At 67.9% G+C, this 20,610-nt stretch carries 17 protein-coding genes; 2 read left to right on the forward strand and 15 right to left on the reverse strand.

Annotated features, from left to right (window positions below; genetic code table 11):
- Positions 1 to 9: 9 nt before the first annotated feature.
- The 3 genes from LE190_RS12760 to LE190_RS12770 are packed head-to-tail and all read right to left on the reverse strand — an operon-like array spanning position 10 to position 3,509.
- Positions 10 to 765: a LytR/AlgR family response regulator transcription factor gene (locus LE190_RS12760; protein ID WP_225239059.1), complete on the reverse strand. Its 756-nt coding sequence runs from the start codon at positions 763 to 765 to the stop codon at positions 10 to 12.
- A gap of 1 nt (position 766) precedes the next feature.
- On the reverse strand, positions 767 to 1,909 hold the full coding sequence (locus LE190_RS12765) for a sensor histidine kinase (protein ID WP_225239060.1): 1,143 nt from the start codon (positions 1,907 to 1,909) through the stop codon (positions 767 to 769).
- A gap of 31 nt (positions 1,910 to 1,940) precedes the next feature.
- Positions 1,941 to 3,509 (reverse strand): response regulator, encoded by a 1,569-nt coding sequence (locus LE190_RS12770; RefSeq protein ID WP_225239061.1) that lies wholly within the window; start codon positions 3,507 to 3,509, stop codon positions 1,941 to 1,943.
- A gap of 164 nt (positions 3,510 to 3,673) precedes the next feature.
- Between LE190_RS12770 and LE190_RS12775 the strand changes: the two genes are divergently transcribed.
- On the forward strand, positions 3,674 to 4,066 hold the full coding sequence (locus tag LE190_RS12775; protein ID WP_224947446.1) for a VOC family protein: 393 nt from the start codon (positions 3,674 to 3,676) through the stop codon (positions 4,064 to 4,066).
- Between the two features lie 61 nt (positions 4,067 to 4,127).
- On the opposite strand, the gene LE190_RS12780 is transcribed toward LE190_RS12775, so the two are convergent.
- From LE190_RS12780 to LE190_RS12820, 9 genes are all read right to left on the reverse strand, one after another.
- Positions 4,128 to 6,854 (reverse strand): DUF4214 domain-containing protein, encoded by a 2,727-nt coding sequence (locus LE190_RS12780; RefSeq protein ID WP_225239062.1) that lies wholly within the window; start codon positions 6,852 to 6,854, stop codon positions 4,128 to 4,130.
- A gap of 187 nt (positions 6,855 to 7,041) precedes the next feature.
- Positions 7,042 to 7,551 carry an RNA 2',3'-cyclic phosphodiesterase gene (gene thpR / locus LE190_RS12785; RefSeq protein ID WP_225239063.1) on the reverse strand — a complete coding sequence of 170 codons (510 nt, stop codon included), beginning with the start codon at positions 7,549 to 7,551 and terminating at the stop codon, positions 7,042 to 7,044.
- A 7-nt stretch (positions 7,552 to 7,558) separates the two neighbouring features.
- Entirely contained in the window at positions 7,559 to 8,407 is an 849-nt protein-coding gene (gene panB, locus LE190_RS12790; protein WP_225239064.1) for a 3-methyl-2-oxobutanoate hydroxymethyltransferase, read from the reverse strand.
- Between the two features lie 65 nt (positions 8,408 to 8,472).
- Positions 8,473 to 8,820 carry a DMT family protein gene (locus LE190_RS12795; RefSeq protein WP_225239065.1) on the reverse strand — a complete coding sequence of 116 codons (348 nt, stop codon included), beginning with the start codon at positions 8,818 to 8,820 and terminating at the stop codon, positions 8,473 to 8,475.
- A 3-nt stretch (positions 8,821 to 8,823) separates the two neighbouring features.
- The gene (gene folK / locus LE190_RS12800; protein ID WP_225239066.1) at positions 8,824 to 9,297 is read right to left on the reverse strand and encodes a 2-amino-4-hydroxy-6-hydroxymethyldihydropteridine diphosphokinase; all 474 of its coding nucleotides are present in this window, start codon (positions 9,295 to 9,297) and stop codon (positions 8,824 to 8,826) included.
- Positions 9,294 to 10,685, reverse strand: a complete 1,392-nt coding sequence (gene pcnB / locus LE190_RS12805; RefSeq protein ID WP_225239067.1) for a polynucleotide adenylyltransferase PcnB — start codon at positions 10,683 to 10,685, stop codon at positions 9,294 to 9,296. Before pcnB ends, folK begins: the two co-directional genes overlap by 4 nt.
- Entirely contained in the window at positions 10,678 to 11,352 is a 675-nt protein-coding gene (locus LE190_RS12810; RefSeq protein WP_225239068.1) for an HAD family hydrolase, read from the reverse strand. The genes pcnB and LE190_RS12810 overlap by 8 nt, the downstream gene beginning before the upstream one ends.
- Positions 11,349 to 12,032 carry a DnaA regulatory inactivator Hda gene (hda, locus tag LE190_RS12815; protein ID WP_224947439.1) on the reverse strand — a complete coding sequence of 228 codons (684 nt, stop codon included), beginning with the start codon at positions 12,030 to 12,032 and terminating at the stop codon, positions 11,349 to 11,351. Before hda ends, LE190_RS12810 begins: the two co-directional genes overlap by 4 nt.
- A 33-nt stretch (positions 12,033 to 12,065) precedes the next feature.
- Positions 12,066 to 13,148: an AI-2E family transporter gene (locus tag LE190_RS12820; protein WP_225239069.1), complete on the reverse strand. Its 1,083-nt coding sequence runs from the start codon at positions 13,146 to 13,148 to the stop codon at positions 12,066 to 12,068.
- 128 nt (positions 13,149 to 13,276) lie between these two features.
- Here LE190_RS12820 and purM point away from each other — a divergent pair, with 128 nt between their 5' ends.
- Positions 13,277 to 14,320 carry a phosphoribosylformylglycinamidine cyclo-ligase gene (gene purM / locus LE190_RS12825; RefSeq protein WP_225239070.1) on the forward strand — a complete coding sequence of 348 codons (1,044 nt, stop codon included), beginning with the start codon at positions 13,277 to 13,279 and terminating at the stop codon, positions 14,318 to 14,320.
- Between the two features lie 57 nt (positions 14,321 to 14,377).
- Here purM and LE190_RS12830 read toward each other — a convergent pair whose 3' ends face one another.
- The 3 genes from LE190_RS12830 to LE190_RS12840 all read right to left on the reverse strand — a co-directional run bounded on the left by LE190_RS12830 (position 14,378) and on the right by LE190_RS12840 (position 20,581).
- The gene (locus LE190_RS12830; protein WP_225239071.1) at positions 14,378 to 16,366 is read right to left on the reverse strand and encodes a S9 family peptidase; all 1,989 of its coding nucleotides are present in this window, start codon (positions 16,364 to 16,366) and stop codon (positions 14,378 to 14,380) included.
- Between the two features lie 78 nt (positions 16,367 to 16,444).
- Positions 16,445 to 18,472 carry a S9 family peptidase gene (locus LE190_RS12835; RefSeq protein ID WP_225239072.1) on the reverse strand — a complete coding sequence of 676 codons (2,028 nt, stop codon included), beginning with the start codon at positions 18,470 to 18,472 and terminating at the stop codon, positions 16,445 to 16,447.
- A gap of 33 nt (positions 18,473 to 18,505) precedes the next feature.
- Positions 18,506 to 20,581 (reverse strand): S9 family peptidase, encoded by a 2,076-nt coding sequence (locus LE190_RS12840; protein ID WP_225239073.1) that lies wholly within the window; start codon positions 20,579 to 20,581, stop codon positions 18,506 to 18,508.
- Positions 20,582 to 20,610: the final 29 nt, after the last annotated feature.

Genomic DNA, 20,610 nt, shown 5'->3' on the forward strand with positions numbered 1-20,610 from the left:
CCGCGCCGTTCAGATCGCCATATCGCGCAAGACTTTCGAGGCGTCGCGGTTCGCGCCCAGCACCGTCCCGTCGCGCATGTGGATCTGCAGCTGCGACTGCTCGTCGGCCCGCATCGAGTCCACGAAATCGAGGTTGACCAGGGCCGAGCGGTGGATGCGCACGAAGCGCGCCGGGTCGAGCTGGACTTCGAGTTCGGAGATGCCGATGCGCACCAGGAAGGTCTGGCCGCGCGCCACGATCACCGTGTACTTGGAATCGGCCTTCATGTATTCGATCTCGCCGGCCGCGAGCGGGAAGATGCGGCCGCGGTCGCGCACCAGGATGCGTTCCAGCCGCGCCGGCGCCCCGTTCCTGCCGGCCGCCTGCGCCAGCGCGCCGTCGAGGGTGTCGCGGGCATGGACCGGACCGTCGAGCAGGCGCGCCACCGCCGCCGCGAAGCGCGCCCCGGTGAAGGGCTTGAGCAGGTAGTCCACCGCGTGCAGTTCGAAGGCCGTCACCGCGTACTGGTCGTAGGCGGTGGTGAACACGATCCTGGGCAGGTAGTCGAGGCGGCGCAGCACCTCGAGGCCGGTCATCTCGGGCATCTGGATGTCCATGAACACTACCTCGGGCCGCAGGCGCGTGATCCGCTCCAGCGCTTCGGCGCCGTTGGCCGCCTCGCCCACCAGGCGCAGTCCGGGATTGGCGTAGATGGCGTCGCGCAGCAGGTCGCGCGCCAGCGGTTCGTCTTCGGCAAAGAAGGCGGTTTTCAGGCTCGTGTTCATGTTATGCGTAGCTCTCTTCGCGGACCGCGGGAATGGTGACCGACACGCTGAAACCCCCGCCGGGCACGCTGTTGACCCGCAGCGCGGCGCGGCTGCCATAGTCCAGCTGCAGGCGCCGCTCGATGGTGCGCAGGCCGAGTCCGGAGGAGGCGGCGATCGCGGCCGGATCGGCGCCCGGGCCGGTATCGCGCACCGTCATGGTCAGCGCGCCGCTTGCCGGGTCGCGCCACGTGCGGATCTGCAGGATGCCCGGACGGCTGTGCGGGTTGAAGGCGTGCTTGATGCTGTTCTCGACCAGCGGCTGCAGCGACAGGGCCGGCAGCGGATGGTCGCCGGCGTCCTGGTCGAGATCCCAGTCCACGTGCAGGCGCTCGCCCAGGCGCAGCTGCTCCAGCTCCAGGTAGTCGCGCACGAAATCCAGTTCCGCATCGAGGGTCACGCGGTCGCTGCCGCTGCGCTCGGTGTCGAGCACGTAGCGCAGCATGTCGGAAAACTGGAACAGCGCGGTTTCGGCGGCGGCCGGATTGCGCTGCGTCAGCGCGATGATCGAGTGCAGGGTGTTGAACAGGAAGTGCGGATTGAGCTTGTTGCGCAGCGCGCTCAGTTCCGAGCTGACCAGGAGGTTCTGTGCCTCCTTCATCGCCAGCGCCTGGCGGTGCGCCCGTTCGCTGGCGCGGATCAGGTGGAAGATGCCGGCGCCGAGCAGGTAGGTCATCACGTGGTACAACAGCGGCCAGACGTACCAGCTCATCGGCTTGCTGTTGTGGAAGCTCATCCAGAAGGGCGTCTGCGACAGCACCGAGAACACGAAGGCGGTCGGGATGTGGATGCCGATGATGGTCGCCAGGCGGTAGCCGCGGCGCTCGAAGAAGCCGGTCAGGGGCCAGGCCAGGGCCAGCAGGATGGCGGAGGGCAGCAGGCTGAAGATGGTCAGCAGCCAGCGCCGGCCGTCGAAACGGCCGGCCGCAAGCAGGTCGACCTGGTCGGCGAAGGAAATGAAGACCCCGTACACCAGCCAGCCCGCCATGTAGCAGAGCCACATGCTGCGGGGGCGGATCAGCCTGGAAGAAAATGTGTGCATGTGCCGAGTATCGCCGCTGGCGGCGCGCGGCGCCCCGGCCATGTCGCGAATTGCGGGATTCATGCGCCGAAATGCGGGAATGCGGCGTGGCGCTTCACGGGCAGGGCAGGGTGACGGTGAGGCGCGTGCGCCCGTGACCGGTCTCCATGTTCACGCTGCCGCCCTGCACCTCGGCCATCAGGCGGATCGAATAGGTGCCCAGGCCGTTGCCGCCGACCTTGCTCGACGCCGCGTATTTCTCGAAGAAACTCTCGCGTGCCGCCTGCGGCACTTCGCCGGCATTGTCGACCGTGACGTGCAGTTCGCCATAGCCGGGCGCGATGCACACGCTCACCCTGCCGTCCTCGGGCGAGGCTTCGATCGCGTTCTTCAGCACATTGCTGAACAGCGAATAGCACAGCAGCGGCTCGCCCAGGCACATCAGGTCTTCCGGCTGGTCGAAGGCCACCGTGACGTCGCCGCCGTCGACGCTGTGGCGGGCCTGGCGGCAAACCTTGCCCAGCAGGTCGCCCAGGTCGAACACCTGCAGCGTGGGCTGGTAGCTGCCCTGTTCCATGCGGTAGACGTCGAGGCTGCGGTTGACCATCTCGAGCGCGTTCTCGGCGGCCGTCTCGATCATGCCGGCCTGCTCGCGCTGGGACGGGGTGAGCTGGCTGGCGAGCAGCGCCTGGCTGCCGTGCAGCGCGACCGCGATCGGGCTTTTCAGGTCGTGGCGCGTGATGCGCTCGACGTCTTCGCGCAGGCGCGCGTTCTCGATCAGGAGTTCGTTCTGGCGCTTGATGTCCTGCATGGCGGTGGCCAGCAGCAGGTGCGCCGACAGGCGCGCCTTCAGGATGGTCGGGTCGGCCGGCTTGGACACGTAGTCCACCGCGCCCAGGCGCAGGCCGGCCACCACGTCTTCGCTGCCGTCGCGCGCCGACAGGAAGATGATCGGGATGTGCGCCGTCTTCGGGTTGGCCTTGAGCAGGCGGCAGGTCTCGAAGCCGTCCATCACCGGCATCATGATGTCGAGCAGGATCAGGTCGAGGTGGAAGGCGTCGGCGATTTCCAGCGCCTTCCTGCCGCTGATCGCGACCTTGATCGCATACTCGTCCTTCAGCACCCCGGCCAGCACCTCGATATTGGTCGGGATGTCGTCCACGATCAGCACCGTGGATTTCTTCACCCGCTCGCCGATCGGCGCATCCAGGCCGATCACGTTCGATTCCGGCAGCACGGCGGGCGCCGCCGGCACCGAAGGCGCAAGCGCGTTCTCGCGCGCGGACGGCGCCGGGGCGGCATCCGCCGGCACCCCCAGCATGCCCATGAACTTGCAGGCGAAGCTGTGCACCGTGAAGGGCTTGATCATGTAGGCGTTCACGCCGGCCTGCAGCGCGGTGCGCACCGACTGCGGGTTCGCTTCCGCGGTCAGCATCATGAACGGCGTGTTCGCGTAGCGGTGGTCGGTCCGCATCCACTTGAGCAGGTCGATCCCGCTCATCACAGGCATGCCCCAGTCGCCGATCACGATGTCGATCTGCTGCTTGCGCATGAGTTCCTGCGCGGCCTTGCCGTTATCGGCCTGGTACACGTTCAGGAAACCGAGATCGGCCAGCACCTGGCGCACATGGGTACGGATCAGGAGGTAGTCGTCGACGACGAGGATGGAGGCGGACTTGTCCATGGTAGTCTCTTGCTTTGGTTGTGCAAGTGTAGCAACTTCCGGTGAGTCCGCCTATGCTGGCGATGCCGCGCTTGTTGTATTCATGACTACGCCCGGACCGCGTCAACTGCGCCGGCCGGCGGCACGCCATGCAGGATTTATCCACCATGAATAAGGAGCCAGGGATGTTCAGTCACGTGATGGTTGGTTCGAACGATATCGCACGGTCGAAAGCCTTTTATGACGCGGTGCTGGGAACGCTGGGCGTGGGCGCGCCCTTCGAAAATACGGCCCCGACGGGGCAGGCGCGCCTGTTCTACCGCCACGAAGGCGGCAATTTCTGCGTCTCCGAACCGATCGACGGCGCAGCGGCCAGCTGCGCCAACGGCGGCACCATCGGCTTCAGGTGCAGTTCGCCGGAACAGGTGCACCAGTTCCACGACGCCGCCATCGCCCACGGCGGCAGCAGCTGCGAGGACCCGCCCGGCCTGCGCGAGGGCAGCCTGGGCAAGCTGTACCTGGCCTATGTGCGCGACCCGGACGGCAACAAGCTGTGCGCCATGCACCGGCCGAAATAAGCGCTGGCGGGCAGGAACACGGCCCCTCCACCCGGTGCAGGGGCCGCCAGGAAAAGCCCGGTCAGAAGATGAAGTCGCTCATCACCGGGATGTTGGTGTTGCCGTACATGCTGAAGATCATGTCGACGTCGCTCGTGTAGTCGCCGTCGCCGTTCACGTCGACCAGCATCCAGCCATCGTCCACGCCGTACATCGCGAAGGCGATCGAGCGCATGGTGCCGTTGTCGTTGAACACGCCGACGCCATCCTTCAGCGTCGATTGCAGGATGTGATCGGTGTTCGACACCAGCTTGATGGTCGCGAAGCCGTCCAGGTTGGCGCCGTGCGCCAGGTGCAGGGCCGACAGGTCGATCTTGTCCACGCCGGTCTGGAAGTCATAGATCGTGTCGTAGGCATTGACCTGCTTGTTGTTCCCGCTGGCCCAGATCAGCTGCGAGTCGCTGGCCTTGTTGAACTTGATGACATCCTTGACCTGCTCGTAGCGGTACAGCAGCACCGTGTCCTTGCCATCGTTCCCCTGGAACACCACGCCGCCCTTGGTGGCCGTGTAGTAGTCGGTGCCCTTGCTGCCGAGGTAGTTCAGGGCGGTGTCGGCGACGCCGGCCTTGCGGGTGGCGCCGTTGAAGGACACGTTGCCGGTCGAGGCCGAGGCGTCGAAGGTGGTCAGGGTGTCCGAGTAGGCCGTCATCAGGCGCAAGCTCGCGTCGCCGGTCACCACGATGGTCTTGCTGCCCTGCGCGTACAGGTAGGAGAAGCCGTTGACGTAGTCGGCCGCGACGCGCGCCTCGTTGGTGCCGGTGGCCGGGTTGTCCGGCTCGAGCTTGTTGGCGGTCGAGTGCAGGGTAATGGTCTCGATGCCGCTGGTCTCGATGATGTTGCCCTCGACCAGGCCGTTGGTGCGGTTGTCGACCCGTGCGTCGTTGGCGGTCATGCTGATGGTCAGCTTGTCGTTGGCGCCCGACGAATCCTTCATCGTGAACTTCACGGTCTGGCCGATGACGTGCTGCTCGGCGACGTTGCCGTACAGGTCGAGATTGGTATCGCGGCTGACGAACTCGATGCGCGAATCGGCGCGGCCGTTGATGAACTCGACGGTTTCACGCAGGCGCGCACTGCTGTGCAGGGTGGTGACGCTGCCGACGCGGTCGAGGTCATACACCCCTTTGCCGTTGCTGAAGTCGAGCACCTCGAAGTTGTTGTACACCAGGTTGCTGGTCGGCGCGAGCAGGGCGGCGTCGTTGATGACGATGGTGTCGATGCCGGCGCCGCCGTCCACTTTCGATCCGCTCAGCGCGGCGCGCGAGAATTCGTAGCGGTCGTTGCCGGCGCCCAGGTCCACCAACGCGGTGCCGGCCAGGTTGCCGCTCATGGTGAGCAGGTCCACGCCCGAGCCGCCCTTGACCAGCAGGTTGGCGGTGCTGGCCACGCTCAGGGTATTGGTGCCGCTCGACTGCGAACCGTCGAAGGTCTTGAGGGAGGCGATGCCGGAGAGGTCGGCGCCGAAGCTGCCCGCGCCCTTCAGGCTCATTGTGACTAGCTTGTCGTCCGCGGCCAGCGCGGTGGTGTCCAGCTGGAACTTGGCGGCGCTGTCGATGTTGAGGGTGGTGGCGCGGGCGGCCGCCAGGTTGATGTGTGAGCCGCTGCCGTTCTGCGCTGCCAGCACCTGCAGGTTGATGGTCCTGGCGTTGGCGTCGGTGACGGTGGCGCCGTTGCCCACCTCGAGCAGGCGCAGGGCCAGGTCGTGGTCCACCGTGCCATTGACGATGTTGGCGGCCTGGCTAGTATTGGCCAGGCTGACCGAGGCAAGCGCATTGCCGCTCAGGTTGGCCACGCCGGTATTGCCCGACACCGCAACCGAACGGCCGCCGCTGGTGGTGACGGCGCCGGCGCCCGTGCGGATGTTCAGATCCACCGTGTCGGCCACCTTCGCGTTCACGGCGCCGCCGGCGCGGATGTCGACCTGCTCCAGGCCTGCGAAGCCCGACATGTCGTAGGCGGCGGCATTGCCGACGCCACCCTTGGTGTTGAGGGTGAGGTGCTGGATATTGGTCAGCGTGGCCTGGGCCGGCGCGCCGGTGGCCAGGGCGCTGCCGTCGTCGACCACGAACATGGTGTTGACACCGCCGCCGCCGTGGATCTTGTCGCCGGCCGTGAAGGTGGCGGCGGTCGCGTTATAGATGTCGTTGCCGCCGCCGCCCTGGAACGCGGCGCCGGTGTCGGCGCCCGCGCTCAGGGTGAAGGTGATCGGCGCCTTGCTGGCGGCGACGAAGGCGACGGTGGAAGCCGGGATGTTGGCGGTAGCGGTGGCCAGCGAGGCGTCGGTGGTGACGGCGGAAGTCAGCCCCTTGGCAAAGGCCAGCGCCTCGTTGCCGTTGTAGGCGGCCTGCTCGGGATGCAGGTCGAGCGCGCCGGTAAAGCTGATCGCGAACTTGACCTTGTTGTTGAAGGCGATCAGGTCGTTGTTCTGGGCGCCGCTGGCGATCGCGGTGACGACGCCGTCGACCGTGATCAGCCCCTTGTCGAGCGCGTTCGCCCAGTAATCGAGGCCGGCCGGTTCGCCGTCGCGCCCGAACAGGTTGCGGTACACGGTGTTGACCACGGTGCGGTTGTCCTTGCCGCCGTAGACCGAGACGTATTCGGCCGAGGAGGCGAAGGCGGCGGAGACGGCGGACAGGTCGCCGGCCTGGCCGTCGACGATGCCCTTCCAGAACGCCAGGCCGGCCGGGTCGGCGGGACGGTTGTAGTAGGCGACGTACAGTTGTTGGATCGCGGTTTCGGTATTTGCCATGATGTGCTCCAGATTCGTTCGATTCATCCAGGAGCGACTGTCTCATGCAGTCGCCCGATGAGAAACATTCTGGCATGGGGGATGGGAGAATACCGCCCCCTCCCGAGGGGGAAACGAAAGCACGGACATATGCACATCCCTTGCGCCGGAGAAGGCGCATGCCAGGCAGGCAGGATGGGCGCTTGGTTCAGCCGTAGCGGCGCAGCACGCTGTACACGCCGTCCTTCGACTCCACCAGCGCGTAGCCGTCCACGTCCCACGCCACCTGCGGACGCCCGGGTGGGGGGATGGCGCCGGTGGCCCGGCGCGCCATCGTCACGTGCGGCCGGTAGCGGCGCGTTTCCGGCTGCAGGCCGAGGGTCGCCAGTGCTTCCGACAGGCGCGCATGCAGGGCGGCCAGTTCGGGCGGCGTGGCCGCCGGTTCGAGCACGGCGATCCCGTTATGCCAGACGGTGGCAAGTGCCAGGTCCAGGCGGAAGGGGGTGAACGGTACCCTGAAACCCTCCAGCAGCGCGGGCAGGCGCTCGCGCGGCAGGCCGCCGAGGAAGTGCAGGGTCAGGTGCAGCTTGTCGGCATGCACGGGAGACGCGCCGCGCGGCCAGCTCCAGGCGTCGCGCCACCCGGAGAGCAGGTGGCGCACGGCGGGATCCGGCCACAGGGCCAGGAACAGACGGGCATGCGAGGAAGACCCGTCCATGTCCGCCTCAGAAGCAGTGTTCCGGCGCCGGGAAGCTGCCGTCCTTCACGGCGGCCACGTAGCTTGTCACGGCCGCGTCGATGCTGGTCTGGCCATCCATGAAGTTGCGCACGAAGCGTGCCTTGCGGCCCGGGAAGACGCCCAGCAGGTCGTGCATCACCAGCACCTGGCCCGAGCAGTCGGGGCCAGCGCCGATGCCGATGGTCGGAATCGACAGCAGTTCGGTGACTTCCTTGCCCAGCGCCGCGGGAATCGCTTCCACCACCACCAGCGAGGCCCCGGCCGCCTGCAGCGCCAGGCCGTCGGCCTTCAGCTGCTCTGCCGCGGCGTCGGTCTTGCCCTGCACCTTGAAGCCGCCGAAGGCATGCACGAACTGCGGGGTCAGGCCGATATGGGCGCACACGGGAATGCCGCGCTCGACCAGGAAGCGCACGGTCTCGGCCAGCCAGGCGCCGCCTTCGATCTTGACCATCTCGGCGCCGGCGCGCATCAGGGTCACGGCATTGTTATAGGCTTCGACCGGCGTGGTGTAGCTGCCGAAGGGCATGTCGGCCAGTACCAGGGCCAGCTTGGTGCCGCGCGCCACCGACGCCGTGTGGTAGGCCACATCGAGTACCGTCACCGGCAGCGTCGAATCGTGGCCGGCGCAGACCATGCCCAGCGAATCGCCGATCAGGAGCACGTCCACGCCGCAGCGGTCCATCAGCGAGGCGAAGCTGGCGTCGTAGGCGGTCAGCATGGCGATCTTGTCGCCGGCGGCGCGCATGGCCAGCAGCGAGGGCGCGGTCACGGCCTTGCGGACGGGTTTCGGGGCATCGTTGGCGGCCGGATCCTGACCCTGCAGGTAAGCGCTCATGGAAATCCTTTAAGACGGTCGTTCGGAAACGCGTAGTGTAATGCGCCGGCAGCAAACCTGCAGGCTCAGGACCGGAAGATGAAGTACACCGCGCCCACCAAGCACAGCGCCGCCCACACGTAGTCGAGCTTGAATGGTTCGTTCATGTAGAGCATGGCGAAGGGCACGAACACGGAGAGGGTGATCGCTTCCTGCATGATCTTCAGCTGCGCCAGGCTGAATTGGGTATGGCCGATGCGGTTGGCCGGCACCTGCAACAGGTATTCGAACAGCGCGATGCCCCAGCTGACCAGGGCGGCAAGGTACCAGGCGCGGTTGTTCAGGTTCTTCAGGTGGCCGTACCAGGCGAAGGTCATGAAGATGTTCGACAGCACCAGCAGGCCGGCGGTCTGGAACCAGACAGGAAGCTGCATGGGCTACCCGATCTTCTGGACCGCCTGGCGGGCCACCAGCGGCAGGTAATCGTGGACCGGGCCGACTCCGGGAATGACGAGGTCCGGCGCCAGCTCGGCCAGCGGGGCCAGCACGAAGCCGCGTTCGTGCATGCGCGGATGCGGCAGCGTCAGGGTTTCGGTGGCGATCCGCTGGTCGCCGTACAGCAGCAGGTCGAGGTCGAGCGTGCGCGGCGCGTTGCGGTAGGGGCGCTCGCGGCCGTGCGCCGCTTCGATGTCCTGCAGCGCGGTCAGCAGCTCGAAGGGATCGAAGCTGGTGTCGATGCAGGCCACCGCGTTGATGTAGTCGGGGCCGCTCGAATCGACCGGCGCCGTGCGGTACAGGCCCGAGGTTTCGATGACCGCCGTGCCGTCCAGCAGGGCCAGGCGGCGCAGCGCATCGAGCACGTTGGCCTGGGCGTCGCCCAGGTTGGCGCCGATGCCGACGTAGGCGATCATTCCTCGCCGCCGCCCGCTGCCCGCGGCTGCGCGCCATCGCCGCCGCCCGCGTTGCCACGGCGCGGGCCGCGGCGCGGCGGACGCTTGCGCTTCTGGCCAGCTTCGCCCCGATCACGCTGGTTCGCCGCCGCCAGCAGCGCTTCGCGCTCGCCGCCTTCGGCCGCGTAGAAGGCGGTCCACCATTCGCCGACCTCGCCCGGCAGCTCGCCCGATTCGCAGCGCAGCAGCAGGAAGTCGTAGCCGGCGCGGAAGCGCGGGTGCTCCAGCAGTTTATAAGGGGCTTTGCCGGTGCGGCGCTCGAAGCGCGGCTGCATGGCCCAGATGTCGCGCATGTCGGTGGCGATGCGGCGCTGCAGGGCCAGGTTCTCGGTCTGCGTGTCGAGCACGTCGTCGGCCGCCAGGTGCAGGGCGGGAATCGGCGCTTCGCCCGCGGCGCGGTAGGCGTTCCACTTCTCCAGCACCTGGTGCCACAGCAGGGACGCGAACAGGAAGCCGGGCGAGACGCCCTTGCCGGCCTTCACGCGGCCGTCGGTCGATTCCAGCGCCAGGGTCACGAACTTCATGCCGATCGGCTGTTCGAGTACCACGTCCAGCAGCGGCAGCAAACCGTGGTGCAGGCCGGCCGAGCGCAGCTCCTTCAGGCAGGCCAGCGCGTGGCCGGACAGCAGGAGCTTGAGCATCTCGTCGAACACGCGCGCGGCCGGCACGTTGTCGATCAACGGGGCCATCACGGGGATCGGGGCGCGTGTGGTCGGCTCGATGGTGAAGCCGAGTTTCGCGGCGAAGCGCACCACGCGCAGCATGCGCACCGGGTCTTCGCGGTAGCGCGCTTCCGGCACGCCGATGATGCGGAGCAGCTTGGCGCGGATGTCCTCGATGCCGCCGTGGTAGTCCAGCACGGTCTGGGTGGCCGGATCGTAGTACATGGCGTTGATGGTGAAGTCGCGCCGCGCCGCGTCCTCGTGCTGGGGACCGAAATTGTTGTCGCGCAGGACGCGGCCATGCTCGTCCTTCGGCGCGTTGTCGCTGCCGTTGCCGCGGAAGGTGGTCACTTCCAGCAGGTCCTGGCCGAACATCACGTGCACGATCTGGAAGCGGCGCCCGATGATGAAGGCGCGCCGGAACAGCTTCTTCACCTGTTCGGGCGTGGCGTCGGTGGCGATGTCGAAGTCCTTCGGCTTCACACCCAGCAGCAGGTCGCGCACGGCGCCGCCGACGACAAAGGCCTTGAAGCCGGCGTCCTGCAGGGTCTGGGTGACCGTGATCGCGTTGCGCGATACCAGGCGCGGGTCGATCTTGTGTTCGTCGGGGCCGAGGGTGACGGGCTGGGTCGGGTCGCGGCCGTCGTCTTTCACGCCGAGGATCTTGCGGATGAATTTCTTAATCATTGAAGAGATGAAGTGTTGGCCAACCCTGCGCCTGCGCGTGGGCGGCGAGCTTGGCGCTCGGGTTGGTGGCGACCGGGTGGCTGACGATCGACAGCAGCGGCAGGTCGTTGTGCGAGTCGCTGTAGAAGTGGCAGCGCCCGAAGTCCTCGAAGCGGGTGCCGAGCCGTTCGAGCCAGGCGTGCATGTGGGTGATCTTGCCCGGGCCCGAGGTCGGGGTGCCGACTAGCCTGCCGGTGAGCTTGCCGGCGGCATCGACTTCCGGCATGGCACCAATGTGGTGCTCGACGCCGAAGCGCGCCGCGATCGGCGCCGTGATGTAGTGGTTGGTAGCGGTGATGATGGCCACCAGGTCGCCGGCTTCCTGGTGCTCGCGCACAAGCTTCAGGGCCTGCGGCTTGATGGCCGGATCGATGACTTCCGCCATGTAGCGCGCCAGCAGGGCGTCCAGCTCGGCGCGCGGGAAACTGGCCAGGGTGCCAAGGGCGAACTCGAGGTATTCCACCGGGTCGAGGATGCCGGCCTGGTACTGGGCGAAGAATTCATCGTTGCGGCGGCGGAAGGCGGTTTCGTCCACCGCGCCAATGCGGACCAGGAACTCGCCCCATTCGTAGTCCGAATCGATCGGCAGCAGGGTGTGGTCGAGGTCGAACAGCGCAAGGTTTTTCATTCTTTGGTTTCCGGCTGCTGGTTTTCTTGCAGCAATAAATCACGCAGCAGCGGCAGGGTGACCGGGCGCTGGGTCTCGAGCGAATACTGGTCGAGGGCGTCCAGCATCGTCGCCAGCGATCGCATGTCGCGTTTGAAGTGAGACAACAAATAGGGTAACACGCTGGCCGACAGCGTCAAACCGCGCGCTTCCGCGGCCTGGGTCAGCGCCGCGATCTTCTCGTCGTCCGACAGGCCCTTGATCTGGTACACCAGGCCCCAGCCCATGCGCGTGCGCAGGTCTTCGCGCAGCCCCAGCACCGCCGGCGGCACCGGGCCGGTGCTGACCATGTAGGCGCCGTGCTCGCGGATCTGGTTGAACAGGGCAAACGCGTCGATCTGGCGCTGCGGCGAGAGGCGGTCGCAGTCGTCCAGCAGATACAGGGTCACGTCTTCGGTGTGCACGAACTGGTCGGCCGGGGCGTCGAAGGGAATGTAGCGCGAGGCCGGGCTGGCCGCCAGCGCCTGCAGCAGGTGGGTCTTGCCGGCGCCGCTGTCGCCCCACAGGTAGGCGAAATGCTCGCGCGAAGCACGCTGCGCGAACTGGTGCATCAGGTGCGCCAGTTCGGCATTCTCGCCCACCTGGAAGGTGTCGAGGCTGTGCGCCGGCTCGGCGCCTAAATCGAGCACCAGCTGTTTCATGGCGTCGGACTCATCATAGTAGGCTCATGTGCGTCAGGCATTATAAAAGCTGCTGCGCAAATAGTGGGCACGCATGTGCCGGAAGCCCACCATCAGCACCGCCGACACGGGCAGGGCCAGCAGCACCCCGGCGAAGCCGAACAGTTCGCCGAAGGCCATCAGGGCGAAGATCACGGCCAGCGGATGCAGGCCGATGCGCTCGCCCACCAGGCGCGGCGTGAGGATGAAGCTTTCGATCAGCTGGCCCGCGGTGTAGATCGCCACCACCCAGGCCAGGCCCACCCAGCCGGGGAACTGCAGCACCGCCGCCACCAGGGCCAGCAGCATGCCGAGCCCGAAGCCGAGGTAGGGCACGAAGCCCAGTACGCCGGTCAGCACGCCGACCGGCAGCGCCACGTCCAGCCCGAGGATGGCCAGGGCCGCCGAATAGTACACGGCCAGCACGATCATCACCAGCAGCTGGCCGCGCAGGTACTGGGCCAGCAGCGCGTCGGCTTCGAGCGCCATGCCGGTTGCCTGCGGCGCCCAGCGGCGCGGGATGGCGCCGCCGATGCGCGCCACCAGCTGGTGCCAGTCGAGCAGCAGGTAGAACAGCACCACCGGCACCAGGGTCAGGGTGGCGATCCAGCCCAGCACTGCGCTGCCGCCTACCCGCACCTTGGCCAGCACCGAGGTCCACAGGTCGTCGCCGCTGGCGGCCACCTGCTGCTGCAGCAGGTCGCGCAGGCCGGCGCTGTCGAGCTTGACGTGAATGCCGTAGCCGGCCAGCCAGGGCGCGACATAGCTGTCGAGCCAGGTGAAGAAGGCGGGGATCTTGGCCTGCAGCAGGGGAATCTCGGCGCGCAGCACCGGCACCACGGTCAGGAACAGGGCCACCACGGCGATGCAGAAGGCCAGCAGCACCAGCGACACGGCCAGCACGCGCGGCATGCGGCGCCGGCCCAGGCGCGCGCGCGCCAGGCGGTCGACGGCGCCATTGAGCATGTAGGCGAGGATGGCGGCCGCGATGAAGGGAGAAAGGATGGGGCCGAGGGTATACAGGAGCAGCGCCGCCGCCAGCCAGAGCGCCAACCAGAACGTGGATTGTTTCTGTTCGGGGGTCAGGAAAAAGGGCATGCCGTTATTGTTGTTTTAGTAAGCAGTTTGGAAACCAGGTTTGGACAGGGGACGTTTTGCTAAAATAGCGGATTGACCAAGCCTACGGTCTGTCGCCTTCTATTTTACCGCCTTCGCTGCCAAATACCATGAGCCAACCATCTAATGTTTCTCTCTCTTATCGTGACGCCGGTGTCGATATCGACGCGGGCGACGCCCTGGTCGAAGCGATCAAGCCTTTCGCCAAGCGCACCATGCGCGAAGGCGTCCTGGGCGGCATCGGCGGTTTCGGCGGCCTGTTCGAGATCAGCAAGAAGTTCAAGGAGCCGGTGCTGGTGTCCGGCACCGACGGCGTCGGCACCAAGCTGAAACTGGCCTTCGAGCTGAACCGCCACGACACGGTCGGCATCGACCTGGTGGCCATGAGCGTGAACGACATCCTGGTGCAGGGCGCCGAGCCGCTGTTCTTCCTCGACTATTTCGCATGCGGCAAGCTGGACGTACCGACCGCCACCGCCGTGGTCAAGGGCATCGCCCAGGGCTGCGAGCAGTCCGGCTGCGCGCTGCTGGGTGGCGAGACCGCCGAGATGCCGGGCATGTACCCGGACGGCGAATACGACCTGGCCGGCTTCGCGGTCGGCGCGGTGGAAAAATCGCAGCTGATCGACGGCAGCAAGATCACCCCGGGTGACGTGGTGCTGGGCCTGGCTTCGTCGGGCATCCACTCGAACGGCTACTCGCTGGTGCGCAAGATCATCTCGGTGGCCAAGCCGGACCTGGAAGCCGACTTCCATGGCCGCAAGCTGGCCGATGTCCTGATGGCGCCGACCCGCATCTACGTCAAGCCGCTGCTGGCCCTGATGGGGGCGATGGAAGTGAAGGGCATGGTGCACATCACCGGCGGCGGCCTGGTCGAGAACATCCCGCGCGTGCTGGCCGAGAACCTGACCGCTGTGCTGGATTCCAAATCGTGGCAGATGCCGCCGCTGTTCGGGTGGCTGCAGCAGCACGGCGGCGTGCTTGATGCCGAGATGCACCGCGTGTTCAACTGCGGCATCGGCATGACCGTGATCGTGGCGAAGGAAAACGCGGATGCCGCCATGGCGCAATTGCAGGCGGCCGGCGAGACCGTGTACCGCATTGGCGAGATCCGCGCGCGCGAAGAAGGACAGGCGCAGACCGTCGTGCTGTAAGCGGCACCTGGTACGGCTTGAGGACGGGCGCTGCGGCGCCCGTCTGCGTTTGCGTGCCTACTTCTGCACGGTGCCCGGCCCGATCTGGCGCGCCAGGAAGGCGTCGACCTTGCTCCAGAAATCGACCCTGGTCTTGTCCTGCTGCCAGGCGTGGTCCTCGCCCGGATATTCGGCCCATTCGACCGACGGGTTGGTCAGGCGCAGCGCGTCGCGAAAGCGCGTGCTGTCGTAGAAAGGCACGTAGCGGTCGTCATTTCCGTGCGCCAGCAGCACCGGCTGCGTGATGCGGGCCGCCTGCGCCAGCGGCGCGGCCAGCTTGCCCGGGTCGCCCACCAGGTCGCGGATGGCGTAGGCCTTGCTGTCCTCCAGCGTCTCGCGGAAGAAGTCGCCATTCCGGCCCGACAGCAGGCCGGGATTGGTGACGGCGTTCCAGGCGATGCCGCACTTGTACAGGCCCGGGTCCTGCGCCAGGCCGATCAGGGTGGCGTAGCCGCCATAGCCGGCGCCGGCGATGCAGATGCGCTTCGGATCGGCGATGCCCTGGGCGATGGCCCAGCGCGCGGCATCGGCCAGGTCGTCCTGCATCGCCAGGCCCCACTGGTTCCAGCCGGCCTGGAAGTGCGCCTGGCCGTAGCCGGTGCTGCCGCGGTAGTCCGGTTCCAGCACGGCGTAGCCGCGCGTGGCCAGGAACTGCTGTTCCGCGCTCCAGCCCCAGTGGTTGCCGCGCGAGTAGGGCCAATCGTGCACCAGCAGCACCAGCGGCAGGTTCTTTTTCGCGCCGCCGGCCGGCAGGGTCAGCATGGCCGGGATCTCGCGTCCGTCGCGCGCCGTGTAGCGCAGCGGCTCCTGGCGCCCCATGGCGGCCGGATCGATGCCGTCGCGGCTGTTGCCGACCGGTTTCAGCTTGCCCGTAGCGCGGTTGTAGAGGCGGTAGACCGGCGGCTGCAGGTCCGAGAAGGATTGCACCAGCACCCACGGCGCATCGGGCCGCGCCGCCACCGACAGCAGGTTGGCGCCGCCCGACAGCAGGGCGTCGATGGTTTGCTGGAGCGCCGCCATGTCCTTATCGAACCAGGCCTGTGCCGGTGCATCGGTTTCGACCGAGACGCCGAGCAGCTTGCCGCCACCCTCGACCAGCTTGCCGCTGAAATCGTAGCCCGGCAGGACCAGCACCGGGTTGGCGCCCAGCTTGCCCGTCGCCAGATCCAGGGTATACAGCGCGGTGGTGTCCTTGCCCGCGTTGCTGCGCACGTAGAGCTTGCCGTCGGGGCCGAAGCCGAGCGGCAGGATGGCGTTGCGGTCGCCGGCTTGCGTGTCGTATTCGGCCAGCGCGCGCCATTTGCCGCTGGCCGGATCGAGATAGTGGATGCTGGTGCGGGTGCCCGACGAATACGTCGCCAGGCGCGGCTCGCCCGCATGGTCGAGCAGCCAGCTGTCCACCCGGCCCGGGCGCGGCACGCTGCGCGTCTTGCCGGTCACCGTGTTCAGGCGCAGCAGCTCGGCGTTCTGCTGGCGGTCGGCGTAGGTGTAGTCGAGGTTGACCACATACACTTCGTCGGAATCCTGGGCCCCGCGCTGGCGCAGCAGGTAGGTATGGTGGGGCAGCATGTCGCGCGTTTCTTCCGCGCCCTTGGCGCGCCGGCTGGCCAGCTGGCGCAGGCCGGTGCCGTCGCGGTTCACCGCGAACAGGCCGGCCCGGCTGTTGCCGCCGCCCATGCTGGCGCCCTTGTCGCGCACGTTGAACAGCAGGCGATTGTCGTTCACCCATTCGAACTGGTGGATGTCGATGTTGTCGTAGCCGGCCACCAGCTGCGCCTTGTTTTCCTGGAGGTCGACCACCATCAGCTTGTCGCGCCCGCCGGCCGCGCCAGAGAGGGCGGCCAGGTAGCGCCCGCTGGGCGAGAGCTCGGCGTCGGCCAGCAGCGCTCGCGAGAAGAAGGCGGTGGCGGGCGGCGGCGCCGGCTCGGCATGGAGTGGGGCGGCGAAGGGCGCGCCGAGCGCCAGCACGCACAGCAGGCGCGCATACAGGTGGGGGAGCTTATGCATTGTTCTTTCTTTTCTTGTCTTGTCCTGGGATGCCGGCACGCCGCCAGCATCGGTTGATGGGGCTAGGCGCGGCGGCGCTTACTGCTTGACGGCGCCCGGGCCGATGTGCCGGCCCAGGAAGGCTTCTACCCGCTTCCAGAAATCGAAGCGGTTCTGCGGCTTGGTCCAGCCATGGCCTTCGTCCTGGTACACGACCCACTCCACCTGCCGGTTGTGCGCCTGCACCGCGTCGCGGAACTTGTTGCCGTGGTAGAGCGGCACGCGGCGGTCCACCGCGCCATAGGCCAGCAGCAGCGGCTGGCTGATCTTCGCCGCCTGCTCGATCGGCGAGGTGGCCTTGAACTGGGCGGCGTCCTTCACCGGGTCGCCGATCATCATGGGCATGCCGTGGGTCTTCCAGTCGTCCGTCAGGTCGGAATCGAAGCTCCAGTGGCCGTTGAACAGCAGGCCGATGTCGGTGACCCCGACCCAGTTGATGCCGCACTTGTACAGGTCCGGATCGTTCACCAGGCCCATCAGCGTGGCATAGCCGCCGTAGCTGGCGCCCGCGATGCAGATCCGCTTCGGGTCGGCGATGCCCTGGGCGATGGCCCAGCGCGCGCCGTCGGCGATGTCGTTCTGCATCGCCAATCCCCACTGCTTGAAGCCGGCCCGCAGGTGCGCGCTGCCGTAGCCGCGGCTGCCGCGGAAGTCCGGCTCCAGCACGGCGTAGCCGCGCGAAGCCAGGAACTGGGTGTCGCTGTCCCAGCCCCAGTGGTTGCCGCGTACATAAGGGCCGCCGTGCACCAGCACCACCAGCGGCAGGTTCTTCTTCGCATTGGCCGGCACCGTGAGCAGGGCCGGGATCTCGCGCCCGTCGCGCGCCTTGTAGCGCACCGGGTCCTGGCGGCCGCCCCGGGCCGGATCGAGCCCTTCGCGGCTGCTGCCCACCGGGTTCAGCTTGCCGCTGCCCGGGCTGTACAGGTAGTAGGCCATCGGGCGCTGGTCCGAGATCGAGCGCACCAGCACCCAGGGTGCGTCCGGGCTGGCGGCCACCGAGAGGATGTTGGCGGCGCCCGGCAGCAGGCGGTCCACGGCCTGCTGGATTGCCTGCATGTCCTTGTCGAACCAGACGTGGCCCGGCGCGTCGGTCTCGATGACGGCGCCCAGCAGCTTGCCGCGCCGGCTGACCAGGCCGCCGTCGAAGTCGTAGCCCGGCATCACCACCACGCCTTGCGGATCGACCTTGCCGGTGGCCAGGTCGAGCGTGTGCAGGGCGGCCGCGTCCTTGCCGGCCTGGGCGCGCACGTACAGCTTGCCGTCGGCGCCGAAACCGAGCGGCGAGAAGCCGCCCTTGTTGCTGCCGTAGGTCGAGAATTCGCCGACGCTGCGCCACTTGCCGTCGGCCGGTTCGCGGTAGTGGATGGTGGTCTTGCCGCCGGAGGCATTCAGCGCCAGGCGCGGCTCGCCGGCGTTGTCCAGCACCCAGCTGTCCACCGGTCCGGGACGCTGCACGGCCTGGGCCCGTCCGGTCACCGTGTTCAGGCGCAGCAGGTTGGTGGTGCGCAGCTTCTCGTCCTGGTCGGGGTCGCTGCTCAGCACGTACACCTCGTCGGAATCCTGGGCGCCGCGCTGGCCCAGCATGAAGGTATGCCAGGGCAGCATCACCTGGGCGATCTGCGATCCGGCTTCGGCCAGGCCGCCGCCGCGCCGGCTGGCCAGCTGGCGCATGCCGCCGCCGTCGCGGTTCACCGCATACAGGCCGCTGGCCAGGTAGCGCCCGCCGGGGCCGATCTGCTTGTCGCTGACGTTGAACAGCAGGCGGCCGTCGTTCACCCACTGGAACTGCAGGATGTCGGCATCCTTGTAGCCGGCCACCAGGTTGGCCTTGTTTTCCTGCAGGTCGACCACGACCAGCATGTCGCGCCGGCCGGGCGCGCCCGACACGGCCGCCAGGTAGCGCCCGCTGGGCGAGAGCTCGGCATCGGCCAGCAGCGGATTGGAGAAGAACAGCTCGACCGGCGGCAGCGCAGGTTCGGCACTGGCGGCGTGGGCGTCGGCCGCGAAGGAGGCGCCAAGGGCGCATGCGAGCAGGACGCGCGCGCACAGGGAAGTCAATGGAGGCATGGGTGGTATCGTATTCGGTTGCAGGAGGGTGGGTCAGGGCGTGGCCGCGGCGCGGCCGATGTGACGGTTCAGGAAGCGCTCGACCCGGCCCCAGAAGTCGATGCTGTTCTTCTCCAGCGCCCAGCCGTGGCCTTCTTCCGGATACTCGACCCATTCGACGTCGGGGTTGGTAGCGGCCAGGGCATCGCGCAGCTGGGTCCCGTGGTTGATCGGCACGCGCCGGTCGGCGCCGCCGTAGGCCAGCAGTACCGGCCGCGTGATGCGGGCGGCCTGCGCCAGCGGCGAGGTGGCCTTGAAGCGGGCGGCATCCTTCACCGGGTCGCCGATCATCTGGGGCATGCCGTAGGCCTTGTACTCGTCCGAGGTGTCGTTGGTGAAGGTCCAGCCGCCGTTGTACAGCAGGCCGATGTCGGTGACCCCGACCCAGTTGATGCCGCACTTGTACAGGTCCGGATCCTTCACCAGTCCCATCATGGCGGCGTAGCCGCCGTAGCTGGCGCCGGCGATGCAGACCCGGGCGCCGTCGGCGATGCCCTTGGCGACCGCCCAGCGCACGCCGTCCGCGAGGTCGTCCTGCATCGCCAGGCCCCATTGGCGGAAGCCGGCCTTGAAGTGCCTGATGCCGAAGCCCAGGCTGCCGCGGAATTCCGGCTCCAGCACGGCGTAGCCGCGCGAGGCCAGGAACTGGGTGCCGGCATCCCAGCCCCAGGCGGCGCCGCGCACATACGGACCGCCATGCACCAGCACCACCAGCGGCAGGCCGCTACGCTTGCCGCCAGGCGGCAGCGTCAGCAGCGCGGGAATCTCCAGGCCGTCGCGCGCCTGGTAGCGCACGAACTGCTGGCGGCCCATCTGCGCCGGCTGGATCGCGGGCCGCAGGTCGGCCACCTTGCTCAGCTGGCCGGTGCGGTGGTTGTAGAGCGCATAGCTGCCCGGCATGGTGTCGGAATACGAGCGCACCAGCATCCACGGAGCGTCGGCCTGGGCCGGCACGGAAAGCAGGTTGATGGTGGCCGGCAGCAGCTTGTCGACTGCCGCCTGGGCCGCCTTCATGGTCGGGTCGAACCACTCGTTCGACAGCGCATCGGTGCGAAACAGCACGCCCAGCACCCGCTCGCGGTTGGCGACCAGGCTGCCGTCGAAGTCGTAGCCGGTGGTGACGAATACCGGCTCCGGCTCGATCTTGCCGCTGGCGATGTCGAAGCGGTGCAGCGCGGTCGTGTCGCGTCCGCCGCTGCGGGCCAGCACGAACAGCTTGCCTTCGCCGGCGAAGCCGACCGGCTGCAGCGCACCGGCGCCGTCGCCGAAGGCGGGATAGGAGGCCAGCACGCGCCAGGCGCCACTGGCCGGGTCGCGGTAGTGCAGGCTGAGGGTGTCGCGTTCGAGCGTGGTGGCCAGGCGCGGCTCGCCGCGGGTGTCGAGCGTCCAGCTGCGCACGCTGCCGGCCGGGCGCGGCACGGTCTGGGTGGCACCGGTGAGGGTGTTCAGGCGTAGCAGGTCGACGCTGCGCAGCTCTCCGGCGGCGTCGACGTTGGCGCTGGTAACGTAGACGGATGCCGAATCCTGCGCTCCTTCCTGGTCCAGCATGTAGGTGTGCCAGGGCAGCAGCTTGCGTACGATGCGGGTGCCGGTGGAGAACGGACGGCCGGTGCGGTCGGCCAATTCCACGAAGCGGCTGCCGTCGCGGTTGACCGCGTACAGGCCGGGCGCGAAGCGCGCATCGCCCGGGCCGACGCCCTTTTCGCGGGTGTCGAACAGCAGGCGCTCGTTGCTGATCCACTGGAAGCGGCCGACGTCGGCGTCCCCGTAGGACGCGACTACCGTCGCGCTGTTGGATTGCAGGTCGACTACCGCCAGGAAGTCGCGCTTGCCAGGCGCGCCGGAGCGCACCGCGAGGAAGCGACCGTCGGGCGAGAGCTTGGCGCCGCCGAAAGCGGTGTTGGCAAAGAAGCTGGCGATCGGCGGCAGGGCCGTGGCCGGCGCGGCTGCAGTCTGCGCAGGCGCTTGTGCCTGCGCAGACTGCAGCGCCCCCGGAAGGCTGGCCAGCAGGCCGGCGCAGGCGGCGGACAGGGTGGCGCCGCGCAGCACGCGGCGGAAGGATGGTGGCATGTCACTCTCTCGAAAGTCGGGCCCCGGCG

The organism is Massilia hydrophila, from assembly GCF_020208145.1.
GTDB classification, from domain to species: Bacteria; Pseudomonadota; Gammaproteobacteria; order Burkholderiales; family Burkholderiaceae_D; genus Telluria; species Telluria hydrophila.

Excerpts from the sequence above, each read along its gene's own strand:
- LE190_RS12760 (WP_225239059.1), bottom strand. The coding sequence starts at position 765 with ATGAACACGAGCCTGAAAACCGCCTTCTTTGCCGAAGACGAACCGCTG.
- LE190_RS12765 (WP_225239060.1), bottom strand. The coding sequence starts at position 1,909 with ATGAATCCCGCAATTCGCGACATGGCCGGGGCGCCGCGCGCCGCCAGC.
- LE190_RS12770 (WP_225239061.1), bottom strand. The coding sequence starts at position 3,509 with ATGGACAAGTCCGCCTCCATCCTCGTCGTCGACGACTACCTCCTGATC.
- LE190_RS12775 (WP_224947446.1), top strand. The coding sequence starts at position 3,674 with ATGTTCAGTCACGTGATGGTTGGTTCGAACGATATCGCACGGTCGAAA.
- LE190_RS12780 (WP_225239062.1), bottom strand. The coding sequence starts at position 6,854 with ATGGCAAATACCGAAACCGCGATCCAACAACTGTACGTCGCCTACTAC.
- thpR (WP_225239063.1), bottom strand. The coding sequence starts at position 7,551 with ATGGACGGGTCTTCCTCGCATGCCCGTCTGTTCCTGGCCCTGTGGCCG.
- panB (WP_225239064.1), bottom strand. The coding sequence starts at position 8,407 with ATGAGCGCTTACCTGCAGGGTCAGGATCCGGCCGCCAACGATGCCCCG.
- LE190_RS12795 (WP_225239065.1), bottom strand. The coding sequence starts at position 8,820 with ATGCAGCTTCCTGTCTGGTTCCAGACCGCCGGCCTGCTGGTGCTGTCG.
- folK (WP_225239066.1), bottom strand. The coding sequence starts at position 9,297 with ATGATCGCCTACGTCGGCATCGGCGCCAACCTGGGCGACGCCCAGGCC.
- pcnB (WP_225239067.1), bottom strand. The coding sequence starts at position 10,685 with ATGATTAAGAAATTCATCCGCAAGATCCTCGGCGTGAAAGACGACGGC.
- LE190_RS12810 (WP_225239068.1), bottom strand. The coding sequence starts at position 11,352 with ATGAAAAACCTTGCGCTGTTCGACCTCGACCACACCCTGCTGCCGATC.
- hda (WP_224947439.1), bottom strand. The coding sequence starts at position 12,032 with ATGAAACAGCTGGTGCTCGATTTAGGCGCCGAGCCGGCGCACAGCCTC.
- LE190_RS12820 (WP_225239069.1), bottom strand. The coding sequence starts at position 13,148 with ATGCCCTTTTTCCTGACCCCCGAACAGAAACAATCCACGTTCTGGTTG.
- purM (WP_225239070.1), top strand. The coding sequence starts at position 13,277 with ATGAGCCAACCATCTAATGTTTCTCTCTCTTATCGTGACGCCGGTGTC.
- LE190_RS12830 (WP_225239071.1), bottom strand. The coding sequence starts at position 16,366 with ATGCATAAGCTCCCCCACCTGTATGCGCGCCTGCTGTGCGTGCTGGCG.
- LE190_RS12835 (WP_225239072.1), bottom strand. The coding sequence starts at position 18,472 with ATGCCTCCATTGACTTCCCTGTGCGCGCGCGTCCTGCTCGCATGCGCC.
- LE190_RS12840 (WP_225239073.1), bottom strand. The coding sequence starts at position 20,581 with ATGCCACCATCCTTCCGCCGCGTGCTGCGCGGCGCCACCCTGTCCGCC.